This is a genomic window from Actinomadura sp. NPDC000929, assembly GCF_040492065.1.
GTDB lineage: Bacteria > Actinomycetota > Actinomycetes > Streptosporangiales > Streptosporangiaceae > Spirillospora > Spirillospora verrucosospora.
In genome coordinates, this window is sequence record NZ_JBEUPA010000178.1 from 1 (window position 1) to 15176 (window position 15176).

Consider the following 15176-nt stretch of genomic DNA (forward strand, 5'->3'; position numbering starts at 1 on the left):
CCGGAACACCTCCGCGATCTCCGCGCGGTCGCGGTGCGCGGCCGGGGACAGCAGGTGGGACGGCGCGTCCTCGCCGAGCTGCACCGCCATCTCGGCGACGCCGGTCTCGCGGACGGTCACGCCCGCGCGGGCGAGCGCGTCGTTCAGGCCGATCTCCCGCGTCGTCGCGGACGCGGCCTTGACGACCTCCCTGGCGCCCGTCGCGCGGACCAGGCCGGTGACGACGCGGCGCGCCTCCGCCGCGTCCGCCGCCCAGTGCACGGTGCCGCCCGACTCGGTGACGGCCCGCTCCAGCTCCTCCAGATGGGCGTCCAGGTCGAGCAGCGCGCCATCCTTGATCGCTCGTCCGGCCTCGCGCAGGTCCTCCCAGTCGGCGGCCTCGGCCGCCGCGGCGGCCTCCCGCTCCCGCAGCGCGGCCGTCGCGCCGCGCAGGTTGCGGCGCAGCCGCGTGTCGGCCAGTTCCGGCCGTGCGGCGGCGGCGAACTTCGGCCTCGGCACCGGGACGGGTCCGCTCCTGCCGGAGGACGGCGGCGTCCCCGGAGAGGAGGCCGTCACACCGGCCCCGTCTCCGCGAGGATCTCCGCCAGGTGCATCGTCCGGACGCCGCCGCGCAGCCGCGACAGCGCGCCGCCGATGTGGGCCAGGCACGAGTCGTCGACCGCGCAGACCACGTCCGCCCCGGTGGCGCGGACGTGCCGGACCTTGTCGGCCACCATCGCGACCGACACGTCCGCGTTCTTCATCGCGAACGCGCCGCCGAACCCGCAGCACTCCCCCGCGGACGGCAGCTCCACGAGATCCAGGCCCCGCACCGCACGCAGCAGCCGCACCGGCCGGTCGCCGACGCCGAGAGTGCGCAGGGACCGGCAGGACGGGTGATAGGTGACCCGGTGCGGGAAGTACGCGCCCACGTCGGTGATCCCGAGGACGTCGACGAGGAACTCCGTCAGCTCGTAGACGGCGAGGCCCTCGGCGGCGCGGGCCAGGCCGGGGTCGCGGGCCGTACGGGCGATCTTCGGGTAGTCGGCGCGGACGGTCGCGGCGCACGACGCCGACGGCGCCACCACGACCTCGCAGCCCTCGAACGCGGCCGCGTGGGAGCGGGCAAGCCCGGCGGCCTCGCGGTGGTAGCCGGCCGTCCAGTGGAACTGGCCGCAGCACGTCTGCCCCGGCGGGAACGCCACCTCGTGCCCGAGCCGCTCCAGCAGCACGGTCACGGCCTTCGCGGTGCCGGGGAACAGCACGTCCTCGAAGCACGCGACGGACAGCGCGACCCGCACCGGCCTCACTCCCCCCGCCCCCGCAGAGCCCGTTCCCCCGCCGAACATCGTAGGGGTTTCAGCCTCCGGCGGCGTGTCGTTCTTCGTCCGTTATCGCGCGGGAGGCACGCTACTGCGTGGCGCCCCGGGAGTGGGAGGGATCACACCCGACCGGTACTCCGGAACCAATGGACAACCGTCCCAACGGGCTATGGCCGGTGGGGGCGAACCACTCCACACTTGGGTGCGTCAGAACAGGAAAGCACCACGACCCACCAGTAGTTGAGACCGGAGGCACGCCATGTGCCCGCACCAGCCGCCTTGTCCCTCCCACAACGCACCCGACCGCGACGCCGCCCGCACGCTGGCCTCGCACCCCGAACAGGGGTGGAGCCTGCTGTGCAACGGGGTCGTGCTGTTCGAGGACACCGGTGAGCTGCTGCCCGACGGGGGAGTCATCGCGCCGCACCGGCCGACGGACGCGCAGGCCACGTCCGCCGCTTGAGCGGTCTCCACGGGGGACTAGTTCAAACGGGTGATCATCCTCGGGGGCACGCCCGCCCACGACCGGTCTCTGGGCCCGCCCCGGGCCCGGAGCGACTCTACCGCCGGCCCGTCCGCACCGGACGGGCCGCCCACCGCTTCAGCCACGGCTCCACGGCACGACCGACGGCCGCGGGGTCCTTGCCGAGGTCGTGCCGCTCGCCCGGCAGGACCGCGACCTGCGCCGCGTCCGCCGGGTCGGGGACGCCGAACGGGTCGCGGTCGCCGTTGACGACGACGACCTCGACCCCCGCCGACCGCAACTCCTCCACCCGGGTCTTCTCCGGCCTGCCCGGCGGGTGCAGGGGGAACGCCAGCGCCACCACGCCGGCCGCCCCGGCGGCCTCCGCCGTCCGGCACGCGACCCTCGCCCCGTTGCTGCGGCCGCCCTGAACCAGCGTGACGTCCCCGAACCGCTTCCGCAGCGCCGCGACGATCTCCAGCCACGCCTCGTCCTGCTTGGCCGCCGGCCCCGGCGCCCGCCGCCCGGCGAGCCGGAACGGCTGGACCACCCGCGCGACGGCGCCGCCGAGCCCCAGCGCCTCCGCCCGCACCGCCAGCAGGTCGGCCGCCTCCACTCCCCCGTTCGACCCGTGCGTCAGCACCAGCAGGAACGCCGGGTCGTCCACCTCGTCGAGCACCACCTCGGCGGGCCCGTGCGCCGTCGCGACCTTCATGTGACTCACCGTAGCGGCAGCCGCGAACGGCCGGTGCGGCAGACTGGACCCATGGAGACGATGACCGACAGCGAATGGCGCGCGTTCGTCATGGAGGGCACCCGCACCGGCAAGGCCGCCGTCACCCGCAAGGACGGCACGCCGCACGTGACGCCGATCTGGTTCGTCCTCGACGGCGACGACCTGCTGTTCAACACGGGGCACCAGAGCGTGAAGGGCCGCGTCCTCGCCCGCGACCCGCGCCTGTCCATCTGCGTCGACGACCAGGCGCCACCGTACTCGTACGTGCTGATCCAGGCCGAGGCGTCCCTCGTCGAGGACCTCGACGAGATGCTCCGCTGGGCGACCGTCATCGGCGGCCGCTACATGGGCGCCGACCGGGCCGAGGAGTTCGGGCGGCGCAACGCCGTCCCCACCGAGTACCTCGTCCGCGCCCGCATCACCAAGGTGATCGCCCAGCGCGCCATCGCCGGCTAGCCGTCGGTCCAGTCCGGGGCGGCCGTGCCGGTCGCCAGGCGGAACCGCTCGGCGAAACTCTCGTGCAGCAGCGGGCCCCACGCGTAGCCGCCCGGCACCCGCACCGCCCTGCCGAGGGTCTCGCGGGCGTCGCCGGCCCGTCGTTCGGCGTACCGGACGGCGAGCAGCGCGTACATGTGGTCGAGGGCGCCGAACGCCTCGCCGGCGAGGGCGGGGAGCGTGCCGTCCGACACGGCGCGCTCGACGACCGGCTCCCACCACAGGTCGCCGTCGTCGTCGGCGTCGCCGAAGTCGCGGCGCAGCCGCGCCCGCACCTGCCCCGCGGTGCCGGGCTCGGCGAGGCCCCGCCGCCACACCTCGCCCGCCTCGGCGCCCCGCCCCCGCAGCGGCAGGGTCCGCGCCAGCAGCTCGGTGGCCAGCGGCCCGACCTCCGGGTCGGCCGGCTCGTCCCCCAGCGCCGCGCCGAACGCGCCGATCGCCTGGTCGAGGTAGGAGATGCCGAGCGCCACGGCGAGCCGCCCGTACGCGTAGGGGTCGGCGCCCCGGTCGATCAGCTTGAGCCCGGCGGTCAGGACCCGCTGGGCCCGCGCGGGCTCGTCGCGCTCCAGCAGCCGCTGGGCCAGGTCGTGCGCGGCGGGCGGCCCGTACTCGGCGTCCCCGGTCGCGATCACCGCCTCCCAGTGGTCGCGGGCCGCGTCGAAGTCGCCGGCGTCGTCGGCGATCCGGGCGAGGGCCAGATGGGCGGGCGGCAGGTAGGCGGGGTTGCCGAAGTCGACCACGACCCGCCAGGCGGGCGCCGCCCGCTCGTGCTCGCCCGCCCGCTCGTGGGTGAGCGCCAGGTGGTAGGCGGCGCGCGGCCCGTACTCGGGATCGGCGGTGGCGATCGCCGTCCGGTCGGCCTCCCGGGCGCGCTCGACGTGCCCGGCGTCGTCCAGGACGACCGCCAGCCCCAGCGCCGCCCGCGCCCGGAAGGGGGTGTCGCCCAGCGCGAGCACCTTCTCGAACAGCAGCGCGGCCCTCTCGGCCTCACCGCTCTCGGCGAGGCCGCGGGCCTCCTCGCACAGTCGCGCAGGGTCGTCGGATACCGCGTCCGGAGACTCGATCATCGCTCTTCTGCCCTCTGGGGGTCGGGGTCCGCAAAGAGCGTAGCGATCCGCGCCGCCCCCGTCCCGCGACGACACCCCAAAACCCAAGCAAGATCACAAATCCATCGCCCGCTCCGTCACGGCGACCTCCCACACGCAGCGAGCCGCAAGATCAGCCGAAGCAATCCCGGCGATTCGCCCGAGGCCCAGGTCCAAGCGAGCAGGGCCATCGCAAACCACCCCGCCGACCCCAGCCACCGTCGCAACCCCGCAACGACCTCAATGACCGCGATCGCGTCCGAAGGCAGGTTCAAGCGAAGCGAGAACCTGATCGCGCAGCGAGCCGCAAGGCGAGCCGGAGCGATGCCAGCGATCGCACGCAGTGCTCGACGATGGAGGGCCGTCAAGGCCCGAAGGAGGAGAGCACTGCAATAAACACAGCAGCGAGCCGCAAGGCGAGCCGGAGCGATGCCAGCGATCGCACGTGGCTTTCCAGGCTGAGGCGCCCCTAGGCGCCTCAGCCTGGAAACCACAATCCAATTCAGTCCTCGAACGCTTCCGGAGGCGGGCAGGAGCAGACGAGGTTGCGGTCGCCGTAGGCCTGGTCGATGCGGCGGACGGGCGGCCAGTACTTGTTCTCCCGCAGGGACGGGAGGGGGTAGGCGGCCTCCTCGCGCGTGTAGGCGTGCTTCCAGTCGTCGGAAACGAGGCAGGCGGCGGTGTGGGGGGCGTTCTTGAGGGGGTTGTCCTCGGCGTCGTAGCCGCCGTCGGCGACGCGCTGGATCTCCCGGCGGATCTCGATCATGGCGTCGCAGAACCGGTCGAGCTCGGCGAGGTCCTCGGACTCGGTGGGCTCGATCATCAGGGTGCCGGCGACGGGGAACGACAGGGTCGGGGCGTGGAAGCCGTAGTCGATGAGGCGCTTGGCGACGTCCTCGGCGGTGATCCCCGTCTCCTTGGTGATCTTGCGGAGGTCGGCGATGCACTCGTGCGCGACGAGGCCGTCGCGGCCGGTGTAGAGGATCGGGTAGTGCGGGGCGAGGCGGGCGGCGAGGTAGTTGGCGCCGATGATCGCGCCCTCGGTGGCGGCGCGCAGCCCGTCCGGGCCCATCATCGCGATGTAGGCCCAGGAGATCGGCAGGATGCCGGCCGATCCCCACGGGGCGGCCGAGATGGGGCCGACGCCGGTGCCGGGGCCGGCCTCCTCGCGCATCGGGTGGTTGGGCAGGAACGGGGCCAGGTGCTCGCGGACGCCGATCGGGCCGACGCCGGGGCCGCCGCCGCCGTGCGGGATGCAGAACGTCTTGTGCAGGTTGAGGTGGGAGACGTCCGAGCCGAACTCGCCGGGGCGGGCGAGGCCGACGAGCGCGTTGAGGTTGGCGCCGTCGACGTAGACCTGGCCGCCGGCCTCGTGCACGGCCGCGCACACCTCGGTGATCGTCTCCTCGAAGACGCCGTGCGTGGACGGGTAGGTCACCATGATCGCCGCGAGGCGCTCGCCGTGCTCGCCGAGCTTGGCGCGCAGGTCGTCGAGGTCGATGTTGCCGCCCTCGTCGCACGTGACGACGACGACCCGCATCCCGGCCATGACGGCGCTGGCGGCGTTGGTGCCGTGCGCCGAGGAGGGGATCAGGCAGACGTCGCGGTGCTCCTCGCCGCGGGACGCGTGGTAGCCGCGGATGGCGAGCAGGCCGGCCAGCTCGCCCTGGGAGCCGGCGTTCGGCTGGACGGAGACCTTCGCGTACCCGGTGATCTCGGCGAGGAAGCCCTCCAGCTCGCCGATCAGCTCGACGTAGCCGGCGGCCTGGTCGAGCGGCGCGAACGGGTGGATCGCGGCGAACTCCGGCCAGGTGATCGGCTCCATCTCGGCGGTGGCGTTGAGCTTCATCGTGCAGGAGCCGAGCGGGATCATGGAGCGGTCGAGCGCGATGTCCTTGTCCTGGAGCCTGCGCAGGTAGCGCAGCATCGCGGTCTCGGAGCGGTGCGTGTGGAAGACGGGGTGGGTCAGGTAGGGGCTCTCGCGGCGCAGGGCGTCCGGGAACGCCTCGGGGACCTCGCCCACCTCGGTCGCGCCGAACGCCTCGAGCACGGCCGTCACGTGCGCGGGCAGCGTCGTCTCGTCGCAGGCGGCCGCGACCCGGTCGGGGCCGTCCGGGCGCAGGTTGATTCCGCGCTCGCGGGCGGCCGCGACGACCTCGGCGGCGCGGCCCGGCACGCGGGCCAGGACCGTGTCGAAGAACGAGTCGTGGACGACCTCGACGCCGCCGGCGCGCAGCCCCGCGGCGATCTCGGCGGCCCGGCGGTGCGTCCGCTGCGCGATCGCGGCCAGCCCCTCGGGGCCGTGGTACACGGCGTACATGCTCGCCATCACGGCGAGCAGGACCTGGGCGGTGCAGATGTTGCTGGTGGCCTTCTCGCGGCGGATGTGCTGCTCGCGGGTCTGGAGGGCCAGCCGGTAGGCGGTGGCGCCGTCCGCGTCGACGGACACGCCCACGAGCCGGCCGGGGAGCTGGCGCTGGATGCCCTCGCCGACCGCCATGTAGCCGGCGTGCGGTCCGCCGAACCCGTAGGGGACGCCGAACCGCTGCGCGGAGCCCACCGCGATGTCGGCGCCGGACTCGCCGGGCGGGCGCAGCAGGGTCAGCGCCAGCAGGTCGGCGGCCACGACGGCCTTGGCGCCGCGCTCGTGGGCCTGCGCGATGACGGGCTCCAGGTCGCGGACGGCGCCGGACGCGCCCGGGTACTGCAGCAGCACGCCGAAGAAGTCGCCGTCGGGCAGGCCGCGGGACAGGTCGGCGATGACGATCTCGATGCCGAGCGGGATCGCGCGGGTCCGGACGACCTCGATCGTCTGCGGGAGCGTGTCGATGTCGACGAGGAACGCCCCGGGCTCCTTGCGCCGGGAGACGCGGTGCGCGAGGGCCATGGCCTCGGCGGCGGCGGTGCCCTCGTCCAGCATGGAGGCGTTCGCGACGGGCAGCCCGGTCAGGTCGCCCACCATCGTCTGGAAGTTCAGCAGGGCTTCGAGCCGCCCCTGGGAGATCTCCGGCTGGTAGGGGGTGTAGGCGGTGTACCAGCCCGGGTTCTCCAGCACGTTCCGCATGATCACGCCGGGCGTGGTCGTCCCGTGGTAGCCGAGCCCGATCATGGACGTCAGGACGGTGTTGCGGGACGCGAGCTCGCGGAGCCGGTCCAGCGCGGCGGTCTCGCTCAGCGCGGGCGGCAGGTCCAGCGGACGGGACGTGCGGATCGCGGCGGGGACCGCGTGGTCGATCAGCGCCTCGGCGCCGGAGTAGCCGATGGCGGCCAGCATCCTCGCCTGGTCGTCCGGCGAGGGGCCGACATGCCGGTCGGCGAACGCCGACCGGGGATGCTGCGGCGCGGCCACAGGGGCGAAGAACTGGGCGGTCATGGAGGGCCTCCTGGCTGCTGCGGTCGCTCAGGTGCGCCGCCGGCGCGGGCCGGCGGCCGTTCTCCCCCTCTGTCATGGCACCTGAGAGCTTCACCCGCGCGGCGGGGTTTCCCCTTCGGTGAGCCGCCCTTCCCCGCGCGCGGGGACCGACGCCTGCTTTCCAGAGGTGCCTCGCCCGTGCGGTCCTTTTGCCTGAGAGGTTCCGGGGAGGTTGCCCCTTCGGCGCCCCACGCTGGCGGCGTGGGGTCTCTCCCGCACAGGGTTGACGGCATGTCCTAGGTCGAACCCTACCCAAAGGCGCGTCCGCGACGTCGTTCCGGCCCGCCGGAAGGGGCCGCGCCCCGCGGCGCGGGCGGTCTACCGGCGAGTACCATGTGCTGACTCACCTGGGGCGCGACGGCCCCGGGCCGCACGGGGGCGGGGAGACGAGGCTGCGGGATGGACGCGCGTCCCGGCGGCGGCCCCGCGACTCGACGGCGCGCCGCCGGGTCTGGGACGCTGATCACGATGGCGGATGGTCAGGGCGGCGGTACGGCGTGACACAGACCCACGACGGAGCGGTGCGCCCGGCGCAGGGCGCGGCCGGCGCGCCCGTCGACGAGCCCGCCCAGCCGTACCGGATCCGCCGGCCCTCCGACGCCATCCGGTTCGCGGCGTCCGTGGTGGGGCTGGCGGCGGTGATGCTGCTGGTGTCGATCGCGCAGCAGACCACCCACGGCCTGCAGACCGACATCGCGCAGGGCACCGCGCACGCGCCGCGGCTGCTGCTGACGCTGGCGACGCTGGTGTCCAGCTTCGGGGTGCTGGCCGTGCCGATCGCGTTCGCGATCGAGCGGCTCTTCCACAAGGACGGCGTCCGCGTGGCGATCGCGCTGCTGGCCGCGATGATCGCGTTCGGGATCACGGTGGGCCTGGACGACCTGGTGGTGCGGGCCGCGCCGGGCGGCGTGCTCGACTCGCTGATCTGGGGCGGCACGGAGACCGCGCCGGTGCACACCGACATCGCCCCGGTCATCGCCTTCGTGAGCGCGGTCGGGATGGCGGGCCGCGCCCGCTGGCAGGCCGCGACCTGGACCATGATCGGACTGGCGGCGCTGACGGGGCTGACGGCGTCCTACGCCTCCGTCGCCGCGCTGGCGGCCACCTACCTGCTCGGCCGCGCCATCGGCCACGGCACCCTCTACGCCGTCGGGACGCCGAATCCCCGCCCGTCCGGGACGGCCGTGGTGGCCGCGCTCGAACGGCTCGGGCTGCACCCGCGGCGGGCGGCGCGCCTGGACGGCACGCACGACGCCGACGAGACCCGCCGCTACGGCGTCGCCCTCGCCCCCTCCCCGCAGGGCGGGTACGGCGCCCGGCTCCCGGCGGGCCGGGGGCGGCACGGCGACTGGGACGTGGAGGTCCGCGTCCTGGACCGCGACCAGCAGACCGCCGGGCTGCTCTACCGCGTCTGGCGGCTGCTGCGGCTGCGCGGCGCCACGACGGGGCGGACGCTGCGGTCGCTGCGCCGGTCCCTGGAGCTGGAGTCGCTGGCGGCGTACGCGGTGGACGCCGCGGGCGCCCGGACGCCCCGGCTCGTCGGCACGTGCGAGGTCGGCACCGAGGCGGCGCTGCTGGCCTACGAGCACGTCCCGGGGCGGCGGCTCGGGGACGTCCCCGACGCGGAGATCACCGACGAGCTGCTGGCGGACGTGTGGCGGCAGTTCCGGGCGCTGCAGGCGGGGCGGCTCGCGCACCGGCGGCTGGAGGGCGAGGCGGTCCTGGTCGGCGACGACGGGCTGGCCTACCTGACCGACCTGCGGTTCGGGGAGACGGCGGCCGGCGACCTGGCGCTGCGCCTGGACCTCGCGCAGCTGCTCACGACGCTGGCGCTGCGCGCGGGGCCGGAGCGGGCGGTGGGGACGGCGGCGCCGGTGCTGGGCGAGGAGGCCCTCGGCGGGGCGGTGCCGCTGCTGCAGCGGGTGGCGCTGTCGCGGGCGACCCGCACCGCGCTGCGGCACCACAAGGACCTGCTGACCCGCATCCGGGAGCAGATCGTCCGGCTGAAGCCGGAGACGGAGGCGCCCCCGGCCAAGCTGGAGCGCTTCCGGCCGCGGACCATCGTCAGCATCGTGGCGCTGTCGGTCGCGGCGTACATCGTCATCCCCCAGGTGACGAGCCTGGACATCGGCCGCCTCGCGGCCACGGCGAGCTGGCACTGGGTGGCCGCGGCCCTCGGGGCGGCGGCGCTCACCTACGTCGCCGCAGCGTTCATGCTGATGGGGTTCGTCCCGGAGCGGCTGCCGCTGGGGCGGACGGTCCTGGTGCAGCTGGCGGCGTCGTTCGTGAAGCTGGTCGCGCCGGCGGCCGTGGGCGGCGTCGCCGTCAACACGCGCTACCTGCAGCGCTCGGGCGTCCGGCCCGCCCTCGCCGTCGCGAGCGTGGGCGCGTCCCAGCTCGTGGGGATGGTCACCCACATCCTGCTGCTGGTGCTGTTCGGGTTCCTGACCGGTTCGACGGCGAAGGCGACGCAGGACCTGGCCCCGTCCCGGACGATCGTGCTCGCGGTGCTCGGGCTGGGGCTGCTCGCGGGGCTCGCGCTGACGGTGCCGCGGGTGCGGCGGGTGGTCGCCTCGCGGCTGAGGGCCATGTTCTCGGGCGTGGTGCCGCGCCTGGTGGACGTGCTGCAGTCGCCGAAGAAGCTGTCCACCGGGATGGGCGGCACCCTGCTGCTGACGCTGGCGTTCACGCTGTGCCTGGACGCCTCGATCCGGGCGTTCGGCGGGTCGCTGCCGTGGACGACGGTGGTGCTGGTGTTCCTCACCGCGAACGCGGTGGGTTCGGCGGCGCCGACGCCGGGCGGGCTCGGCGCCGTCGAGGGCGCGCTCACGCTGGCGTTGACGATCTCGGGGCTGACGGCGGAGACGGCCACGTCGGCGGTGCTGCTCTACCGGCTCCTGACGCTGTGGCTGCCGGTCCTGCCGGGGTGGGGGGCGTTCGCCTTCCTGCAGCGCAAAGAGGCGCTCTGAGGGGTCAGCCGGTGCGGCGGGCGCGCCGCCGGTCGGCCAGTTCGTCGTGGTGGTGCCCGGCGGGGTCCTCGTCGCCGGTGGAGGCGCGTTCAGCGGGCAGTTCCGCGAGACTGCCCTCCACCTCCTGCCACACCCGTCCGAGCGCGATGCCGAACACGCCCTGGCCGCCCTGGAGGAGGTCGACGACCTCGTCGGGCGAGGTGCACTCGTAGACGCTGACACCGTCGCTCATCAGAGTGATCTGGGCGAGGTCCTGGACGCCGCGGTCGCGCAGGTGGGAGACGGCCGTGCGTATCTGCTGCAACGAGACGCCGGTGTCGAGGAGCCGCTTGACGACCTTCAGGACGAGGACGTCGCGGAAGCTGTACAACCGCTGGCTGCCGGACCCCTGGGCCGACCGCACGCTCGGCTCCACCAGCTTCGTGCGGGCCCAGTAGTCGAGCTGCCGGTAGGTGATGCCCGCCGCGGCGCACGCCGTCGGGCCGCGGTAACCGACGTCCTCCGGCGGCGCCGACACCTGGGTGTCGAAGAGCAGGCCCTGCTCTCCGGCACGGCGGGACGCCACGCGCCTGTCGGGGGTCGCCTTGCCCTCGCCGCTGCTCACCGCCACGCGGACCTCCGGCTTCTATCATCCCGTAGCGGTTCGTCAAGGGGGTTTGACGAATAACACCACGGGTGTTCCACCAGCACGGTAGGTGCCGGTCAGGGTGTGGTCAACGTTCACCGTCGGCGCGTCGCATGCCCGGATGAACCGGCTTCACGTGGGCAAACTGCGCACCTTCGTCACCCACGCAGTCCATACCCCGATGGTTCCCCCGCAAAAACCGCCAGGTCCGGCGCAATGGGCGACCATTCGCCCGATCGCATGATCTCGCACTCCAGAGTGACATACGGCACAGCGGCCGCTCGCCCCGGGGTGCCGGAGAGGCCTAACCGGCGCGGCCGAAGTCCTCAGGGGAGATCGTGTCGAGGAACTCGCGGAACTTCTCGACCTCGTCCTCCTGCTCGTCGGGGATGGCGACGCCGGCCTCCTCCAGGACGTCCTCGCTCGCGAAGATCGTGGCGCCCGTGCGCAGCGCGAGGGCGATGGAGTCGGACGGGCGCGCGCTCACCTCGACGCCGTTGGAGAAGACGAGGTCGGCGAAGAAGATCCCCTCGCGCAGCGCGGTGATGTTGACCGTGCGGAGCTGGACGCTCAGCGCGTCCAGCACGTCGCGGAACAGGTCGTGGGTGAGGGGCCGGGCGGGCAGCACCCCCTGCTGGGCGAAGGCGATCGCGGTCGCCTCCACCGCCCCGATCCAGATGGGCAGGTAGCGATCGCCCTCCGTCTCCTTCAACAGGACGATCGGCTGATTGGAGGGCATCTCGACCCGGACGCCGACGACCTCCATCTGCTTCACTGCGGCTCCCTGCTGGTTCTCGCTGTCTCGATCACCACGTGCAGCGGATCGATTCCTGACCGAACCATGTAGCCAACGTACACCCAGGCTCGGACAGCTCGCGGCGCGCGGGGTACGGCAAAATCCTCCACCGGCCGCGTGATCAGTGGTCGAGGCTCTCGCGCAGGCCCGCGCCCACCAGCGCGGCGTGCAGCCGGACCGACAGCGCGGCGATCTCGCGCGCGGTCTCGGCGGCCTCCTCGTGCGCGCCGCGGCTGCGGCGGCGCAGCTGCGGCGCGACCATCTGCTCGATCAGGCCGACCTGCCGGTCGGCGGCGGCCTTGACGGCGCGCAGGTGCCGGACCTCGAAGCCGAAGTCCTCGAGCGCGGCGGCCACGCGCGCGATGTTGAGCGCCTCGCCCTCGTAGTGCGCGCCGATCCGGCGGACGAGGCCGTACTCCTCCAGGCGGACGAGGAGGGCCTCGTCGATCCCGGCCCCGTCCAGGAGCTGGCGGCGGGTGAGCCGCACGGCGGGCTCCACCGCGGTCGTGTCGGCGGCCACGAGCGTGCGGGGGCGCCGCCGCTCAGGCTCGGCCGGGCCGGGGCGGCGCGCGCCGGGCGGCGGGACGCTCTCACCGCGGTCGCGCGCCTCCAGCTGCTGCCGGATGACGCGCAGCGGCAGGTAGTGGTCGCGCTGCGCGGTGAGGACGTAGCGCAGGCGCTCGACGTCGGCCTCGCCGAACTTGCGGTAGCCGGAGGGGCTGCGCTCCGGCTCGACGAGCCCCTCGGACTCCAGGAAGCGGATCTTGGAGATCGTGATGTCGGGGAACTCCGTCCTGAGCAGCCCGAGGACGTCCCCGATGGTCATCGGGGACCGGGCCGGCTCCGCGCTCAAGGGCCCTCCCATCGTTCGCCGCGACCTCGCCGCGTTCCGTCAGCCGTGGGCCGGGTTGGTGAGGAACACCAACCGGAACTTGCCGATCTGGACCTCGTCGCCGCCCGACAGCCCGGCCTGGTCGATCCGCTGCCGGTTGACGTAGGTGCCGTTGAGGCTGCCGGTGTCGCGGACGGAGAACACGCCGCCCTGCCGGGCGAACTCGGCGTGCCGGCGGGAGACGGTGACGTCGTCCAGGAAGATGTCGCTCTCGGGGTGCCGCCCGGCGGACGTGCGGTCCTTGTCGAGCAGGAAGCGGCTGCCGGCGTTGGGCCCGCGCTTGACGACGAGCAGCGCGGTGCCCGGGGGGAGCGCCTCCATCGCCATCTGGTCGGGCCCGGCCGGCTCCTCGGCGCCGGCGTCGGTGTCCAGCGCCTCGAATCCCCCGATGGAGATCGTGGACGTGGACTCGCCCGGCGACTCCCGGGGAGGCGGCGGCGCCGAACTCCTCAGCGGAGTGCCGCAGTTCGAGCAGAAGCGGGCATCATCCGGGTTGGCGTGACCGCACTGCGTGCAGTAGACGCTCGGCATCGATCGGCTCGGCCTCCTACCATCGGCGTGCCGCCCGCGGGCCGCCCGCCGTAGCGGGGACCGCCTGCGCCACGCGCATCCTTCACCCAACCCACGCCGGGGATCCGCCCCGGCAACGGTCCAGCTTCACCGCCCGCTCACGCGACGGTCGCCGCAACTTACGCGGCTATCACCCGAGGGGTCAACCGGAACGGTGAACCGGCTGCACCAAACTACATTCGACGATGATCGCAGGTCCATGCCGCCGCGCGGACCGCCGCGATCACGACGTCCCGGCACGGTGCCCGGTTTACCGTCCCCCCGTCCCCTCTAGGGAGACCGTACCGCGCCGACGGCCAGCTTCGCGCGCCGGGTGATCAGGACGCGGGCCCCGGCGCCCTCCAGCGTGCGGACGAGGCCTCCCGGGATGTTGAGCGCGGTCGTCATCGTGTGCGGGTCGCCGATGGCCAGGAACCGGTACGGGGCGGTGAGGAGCCTGCCGTCCGCGCGGACGCCGTCGCGGTCGTCCAGGAAGTGGGTGTCGACGCCGACGCGGACGTCGCCGACCTGGATGACCTCGGCGCCCGCGTCGCGGAGTTCCTCCAGGGCGTCCAGAAGGTTCAGGGCCTTCACGCCGTGCCGGGGGTCGTCGATGCGCAGTTCGATGCCGGGGCCCTCGGCGGGGAGCGTGCCCGCCAGCAGGCCGTAGGTGGTCGCCCGCTCGCGCGCCTCCTCCAGAGCCGTTCCGCCCTCGTCGCGCTCCAGGCGGGCCTTCGTCTCCTCCAGGTCCCGCAGGTCGCCCCTCAGCCGTTCGGAGCGCTGGCCCAGATCCGCGAGGATGCCGACGAGCTCGTCCTGCCGCGCGGTGGCGAAAGTGGTGTCGCGCTCGGTCGAGCGCACCTGCGCGGCGACGGCGAACCCCAGCACGAGGCACAGGAGCCCGCCGACGAGCTGCCCGGGGCTGACGCGCGGGCGCAGCAGATCGGCGAGGGCGCGCAGGCCTCCGGGCGCGGGCGGAACCCGTCCGTCCTCGGGTGGCCCCTCGTTCTCCGCGGCCCGCCCGTCCTCCGGTGGCGCCTTCCGCGTGGCCTCGCCGCCGGTCATGCGCCGAACAGCTTCCGCCGGATGGCCGCCGCGTTGGAGAAGATCCGGATGCCGAGGACGACCACGACGCCGGTGGACAGCTGCGAGCCGACGCCGAGCTTGTCCCCGAGGAAGACGATCAGCGCGGCGATGACGGTGTTGCTGACGAAGGAGACCGTGAAGACCTTCTCGTCGAAGATGCCCTCCAGCCGGGCCCGGACGCCGCCGAACATGGCGTCGAGCGCCGCCACGATCGCGATCGGCAGGTAGGGCTGGAGCCAGAGCGGGACGTCCGGCTGGATCAGCAGGCCCAGCGTGACGCCGGCCACGAGCCCGATCAGCGCGATCATCTCCGGGTCACCCCTCCCCCGCTCACCGGCCGCCCCCCTCGCCGGGGACGGCGTACCGCAGCCGGACCGCCCCCGCGGCGGGCAGCCGCACCTCGTCCGAGCGGCGCGTGCCGTACCTGATCCCGAACCGGTCGCGCAGCGCCGCGAGCCGCCGGTCCGCGGGCGAGCCGGCGAAGGCGGCCCGCAGCCGCCCGGGGTCGCCGACCGCCGTGACCTCGTAGGGCCCGCCGAGCGGCCGATAGTCGACCAGGATCGCCTCACCGGCGGCGCGGATCGCGGTGGTCGGGGTGAGCCGCCGGCCGTTGACGCCGATGGCCCGCGCGCCCGCCGCCCACAGCCCGTTCACCAGGACCTGGAGGTCCTGATTGAGCTGTCCGACGACATCCTGGTGATGTACGCGGGCCGCGCGGTGGAGTACGCCTCCGTCGACGACGCCTTCCACCAGCCGCTGCACCCCTA

Annotated in this window: 15 protein-coding genes and 2 riboswitches; of the genes, 3 read left to right on the forward strand and 12 right to left on the reverse strand. The window is 74.1% G+C overall.

Annotation, left to right across the window (positions count from 1 at the left end; translation table 11 throughout):
- Positions 1-498, reverse strand: a 498-nt coding sequence (locus ABWI04_RS37195; RefSeq protein ID WP_353835316.1) for an LUD domain-containing protein, incomplete at its 3' end; no start/stop codon positions are given.
- A gap of 53 nt (positions 499-551) precedes the next feature.
- Positions 552-1280 carry a (Fe-S)-binding protein gene (locus ABWI04_RS37200; RefSeq protein WP_345183948.1) on the reverse strand — a complete coding sequence of 243 codons (729 nt, stop codon included), beginning with the start codon at positions 1278-1280 and terminating at the stop codon, positions 552-554.
- 280 nt (positions 1281-1560) lie between these two features.
- On the opposite strand from ABWI04_RS37200, the gene ABWI04_RS37205 reads away from it, so the two are divergent.
- Positions 1561-1764 (forward strand): DUF5999 family protein, encoded by a 204-nt coding sequence (locus ABWI04_RS37205; protein ID WP_345183950.1) that lies wholly within the window; start codon positions 1561-1563, stop codon positions 1762-1764.
- Between the two features lie 97 nt (positions 1765-1861).
- Here ABWI04_RS37205 and ABWI04_RS37210 read toward each other — a convergent pair whose 3' ends face one another.
- Entirely contained in the window at positions 1862-2479 is a 618-nt protein-coding gene (locus ABWI04_RS37210; RefSeq protein ID WP_345183952.1) for an alpha/beta hydrolase family protein, read from the reverse strand.
- A 51-nt stretch (positions 2480-2530) separates the two neighbouring features.
- On the opposite strand from ABWI04_RS37210, the gene ABWI04_RS37215 reads away from it, so the two are divergent.
- A complete protein-coding gene (locus ABWI04_RS37215; RefSeq protein ID WP_353835317.1) occupies positions 2531-2956 on the forward strand; it encodes a PPOX class F420-dependent oxidoreductase in 426 nt (141 codons plus the stop codon).
- On the opposite strand, the gene ABWI04_RS37220 is transcribed toward ABWI04_RS37215, so the two are convergent.
- Both ABWI04_RS37220 and gcvP read right to left on the reverse strand, forming a co-directional pair.
- Positions 2953-4062 carry a tetratricopeptide repeat protein gene (locus ABWI04_RS37220; protein ID WP_345183954.1) on the reverse strand — a complete coding sequence of 370 codons (1110 nt, stop codon included), beginning with the start codon at positions 4060-4062 and terminating at the stop codon, positions 2953-2955. The two genes, ABWI04_RS37215 and ABWI04_RS37220, sit on opposite strands and share 4 nt — an antisense overlap.
- A gap of 520 nt (positions 4063-4582) precedes the next feature.
- Positions 4583-7453 carry an aminomethyl-transferring glycine dehydrogenase gene (gcvP, locus tag ABWI04_RS37225; protein WP_353835318.1) on the reverse strand — a complete coding sequence of 957 codons (2871 nt, stop codon included), beginning with the start codon at positions 7451-7453 and terminating at the stop codon, positions 4583-4585.
- 59 nt (positions 7454-7512) lie between these two features.
- Positions 7513-7623: riboswitch (glycine riboswitch) on the reverse strand.
- Positions 7624-7718: riboswitch (glycine riboswitch) on the reverse strand.
- A 271-nt stretch (positions 7719-7989) separates the two neighbouring features.
- Here gcvP and ABWI04_RS37230 point away from each other — a divergent pair.
- A complete protein-coding gene (locus ABWI04_RS37230) occupies positions 7990-10461 on the forward strand; it encodes a lysylphosphatidylglycerol synthase transmembrane domain-containing protein (protein ID WP_353835319.1) in 2472 nt (823 codons plus the stop codon).
- Between the two features lie 4 nt (positions 10462-10465).
- Here ABWI04_RS37230 and ABWI04_RS37235 read toward each other — a convergent pair whose 3' ends face one another.
- The 7 genes from ABWI04_RS37235 to ABWI04_RS37265 form a co-directional block, all read right to left on the reverse strand.
- Positions 10466-11071: a MerR family transcriptional regulator gene (locus ABWI04_RS37235; RefSeq protein WP_345183957.1), complete on the reverse strand. Its 606-nt coding sequence runs from the start codon at positions 11069-11071 to the stop codon at positions 10466-10468.
- Positions 11072-11390: 319 nt separating this feature from the next.
- Positions 11391-11861, reverse strand: coding sequence for a bifunctional nuclease family protein (locus tag ABWI04_RS37240; RefSeq protein WP_067886188.1), 471 nt, complete (start codon positions 11859-11861; stop codon positions 11391-11393).
- A 142-nt stretch (positions 11862-12003) separates the two neighbouring features.
- Entirely contained in the window at positions 12004-12735 is a 732-nt protein-coding gene (ftsR, locus tag ABWI04_RS37245) for a transcriptional regulator FtsR (protein ID WP_353835320.1), read from the reverse strand.
- Positions 12736-12774: 39 nt separating this feature from the next.
- The gene (locus ABWI04_RS37250; RefSeq protein ID WP_089315636.1) at positions 12775-13305 is read right to left on the reverse strand and encodes a double zinc ribbon and FHA domain-containing protein; all 531 of its coding nucleotides are present in this window, start codon (positions 13303-13305) and stop codon (positions 12775-12777) included.
- A gap of 309 nt (positions 13306-13614) precedes the next feature.
- Positions 13615-14388, reverse strand: coding sequence for a DUF881 domain-containing protein (locus ABWI04_RS37255; RefSeq protein WP_345183960.1), 774 nt, complete (start codon positions 14386-14388; stop codon positions 13615-13617).
- The gene (locus ABWI04_RS37260; protein ID WP_353835321.1) at positions 14385-14717 is read right to left on the reverse strand and encodes a small basic family protein; all 333 of its coding nucleotides are present in this window, start codon (positions 14715-14717) and stop codon (positions 14385-14387) included. Before ABWI04_RS37260 ends, ABWI04_RS37255 begins: the two co-directional genes overlap by 4 nt.
- Before the next feature lie 22 nt (positions 14718-14739).
- On the reverse strand, positions 14740-15176 hold a 437-nt coding region (locus ABWI04_RS37265; protein WP_353835322.1), incomplete at its 5' end, for a DUF881 domain-containing protein.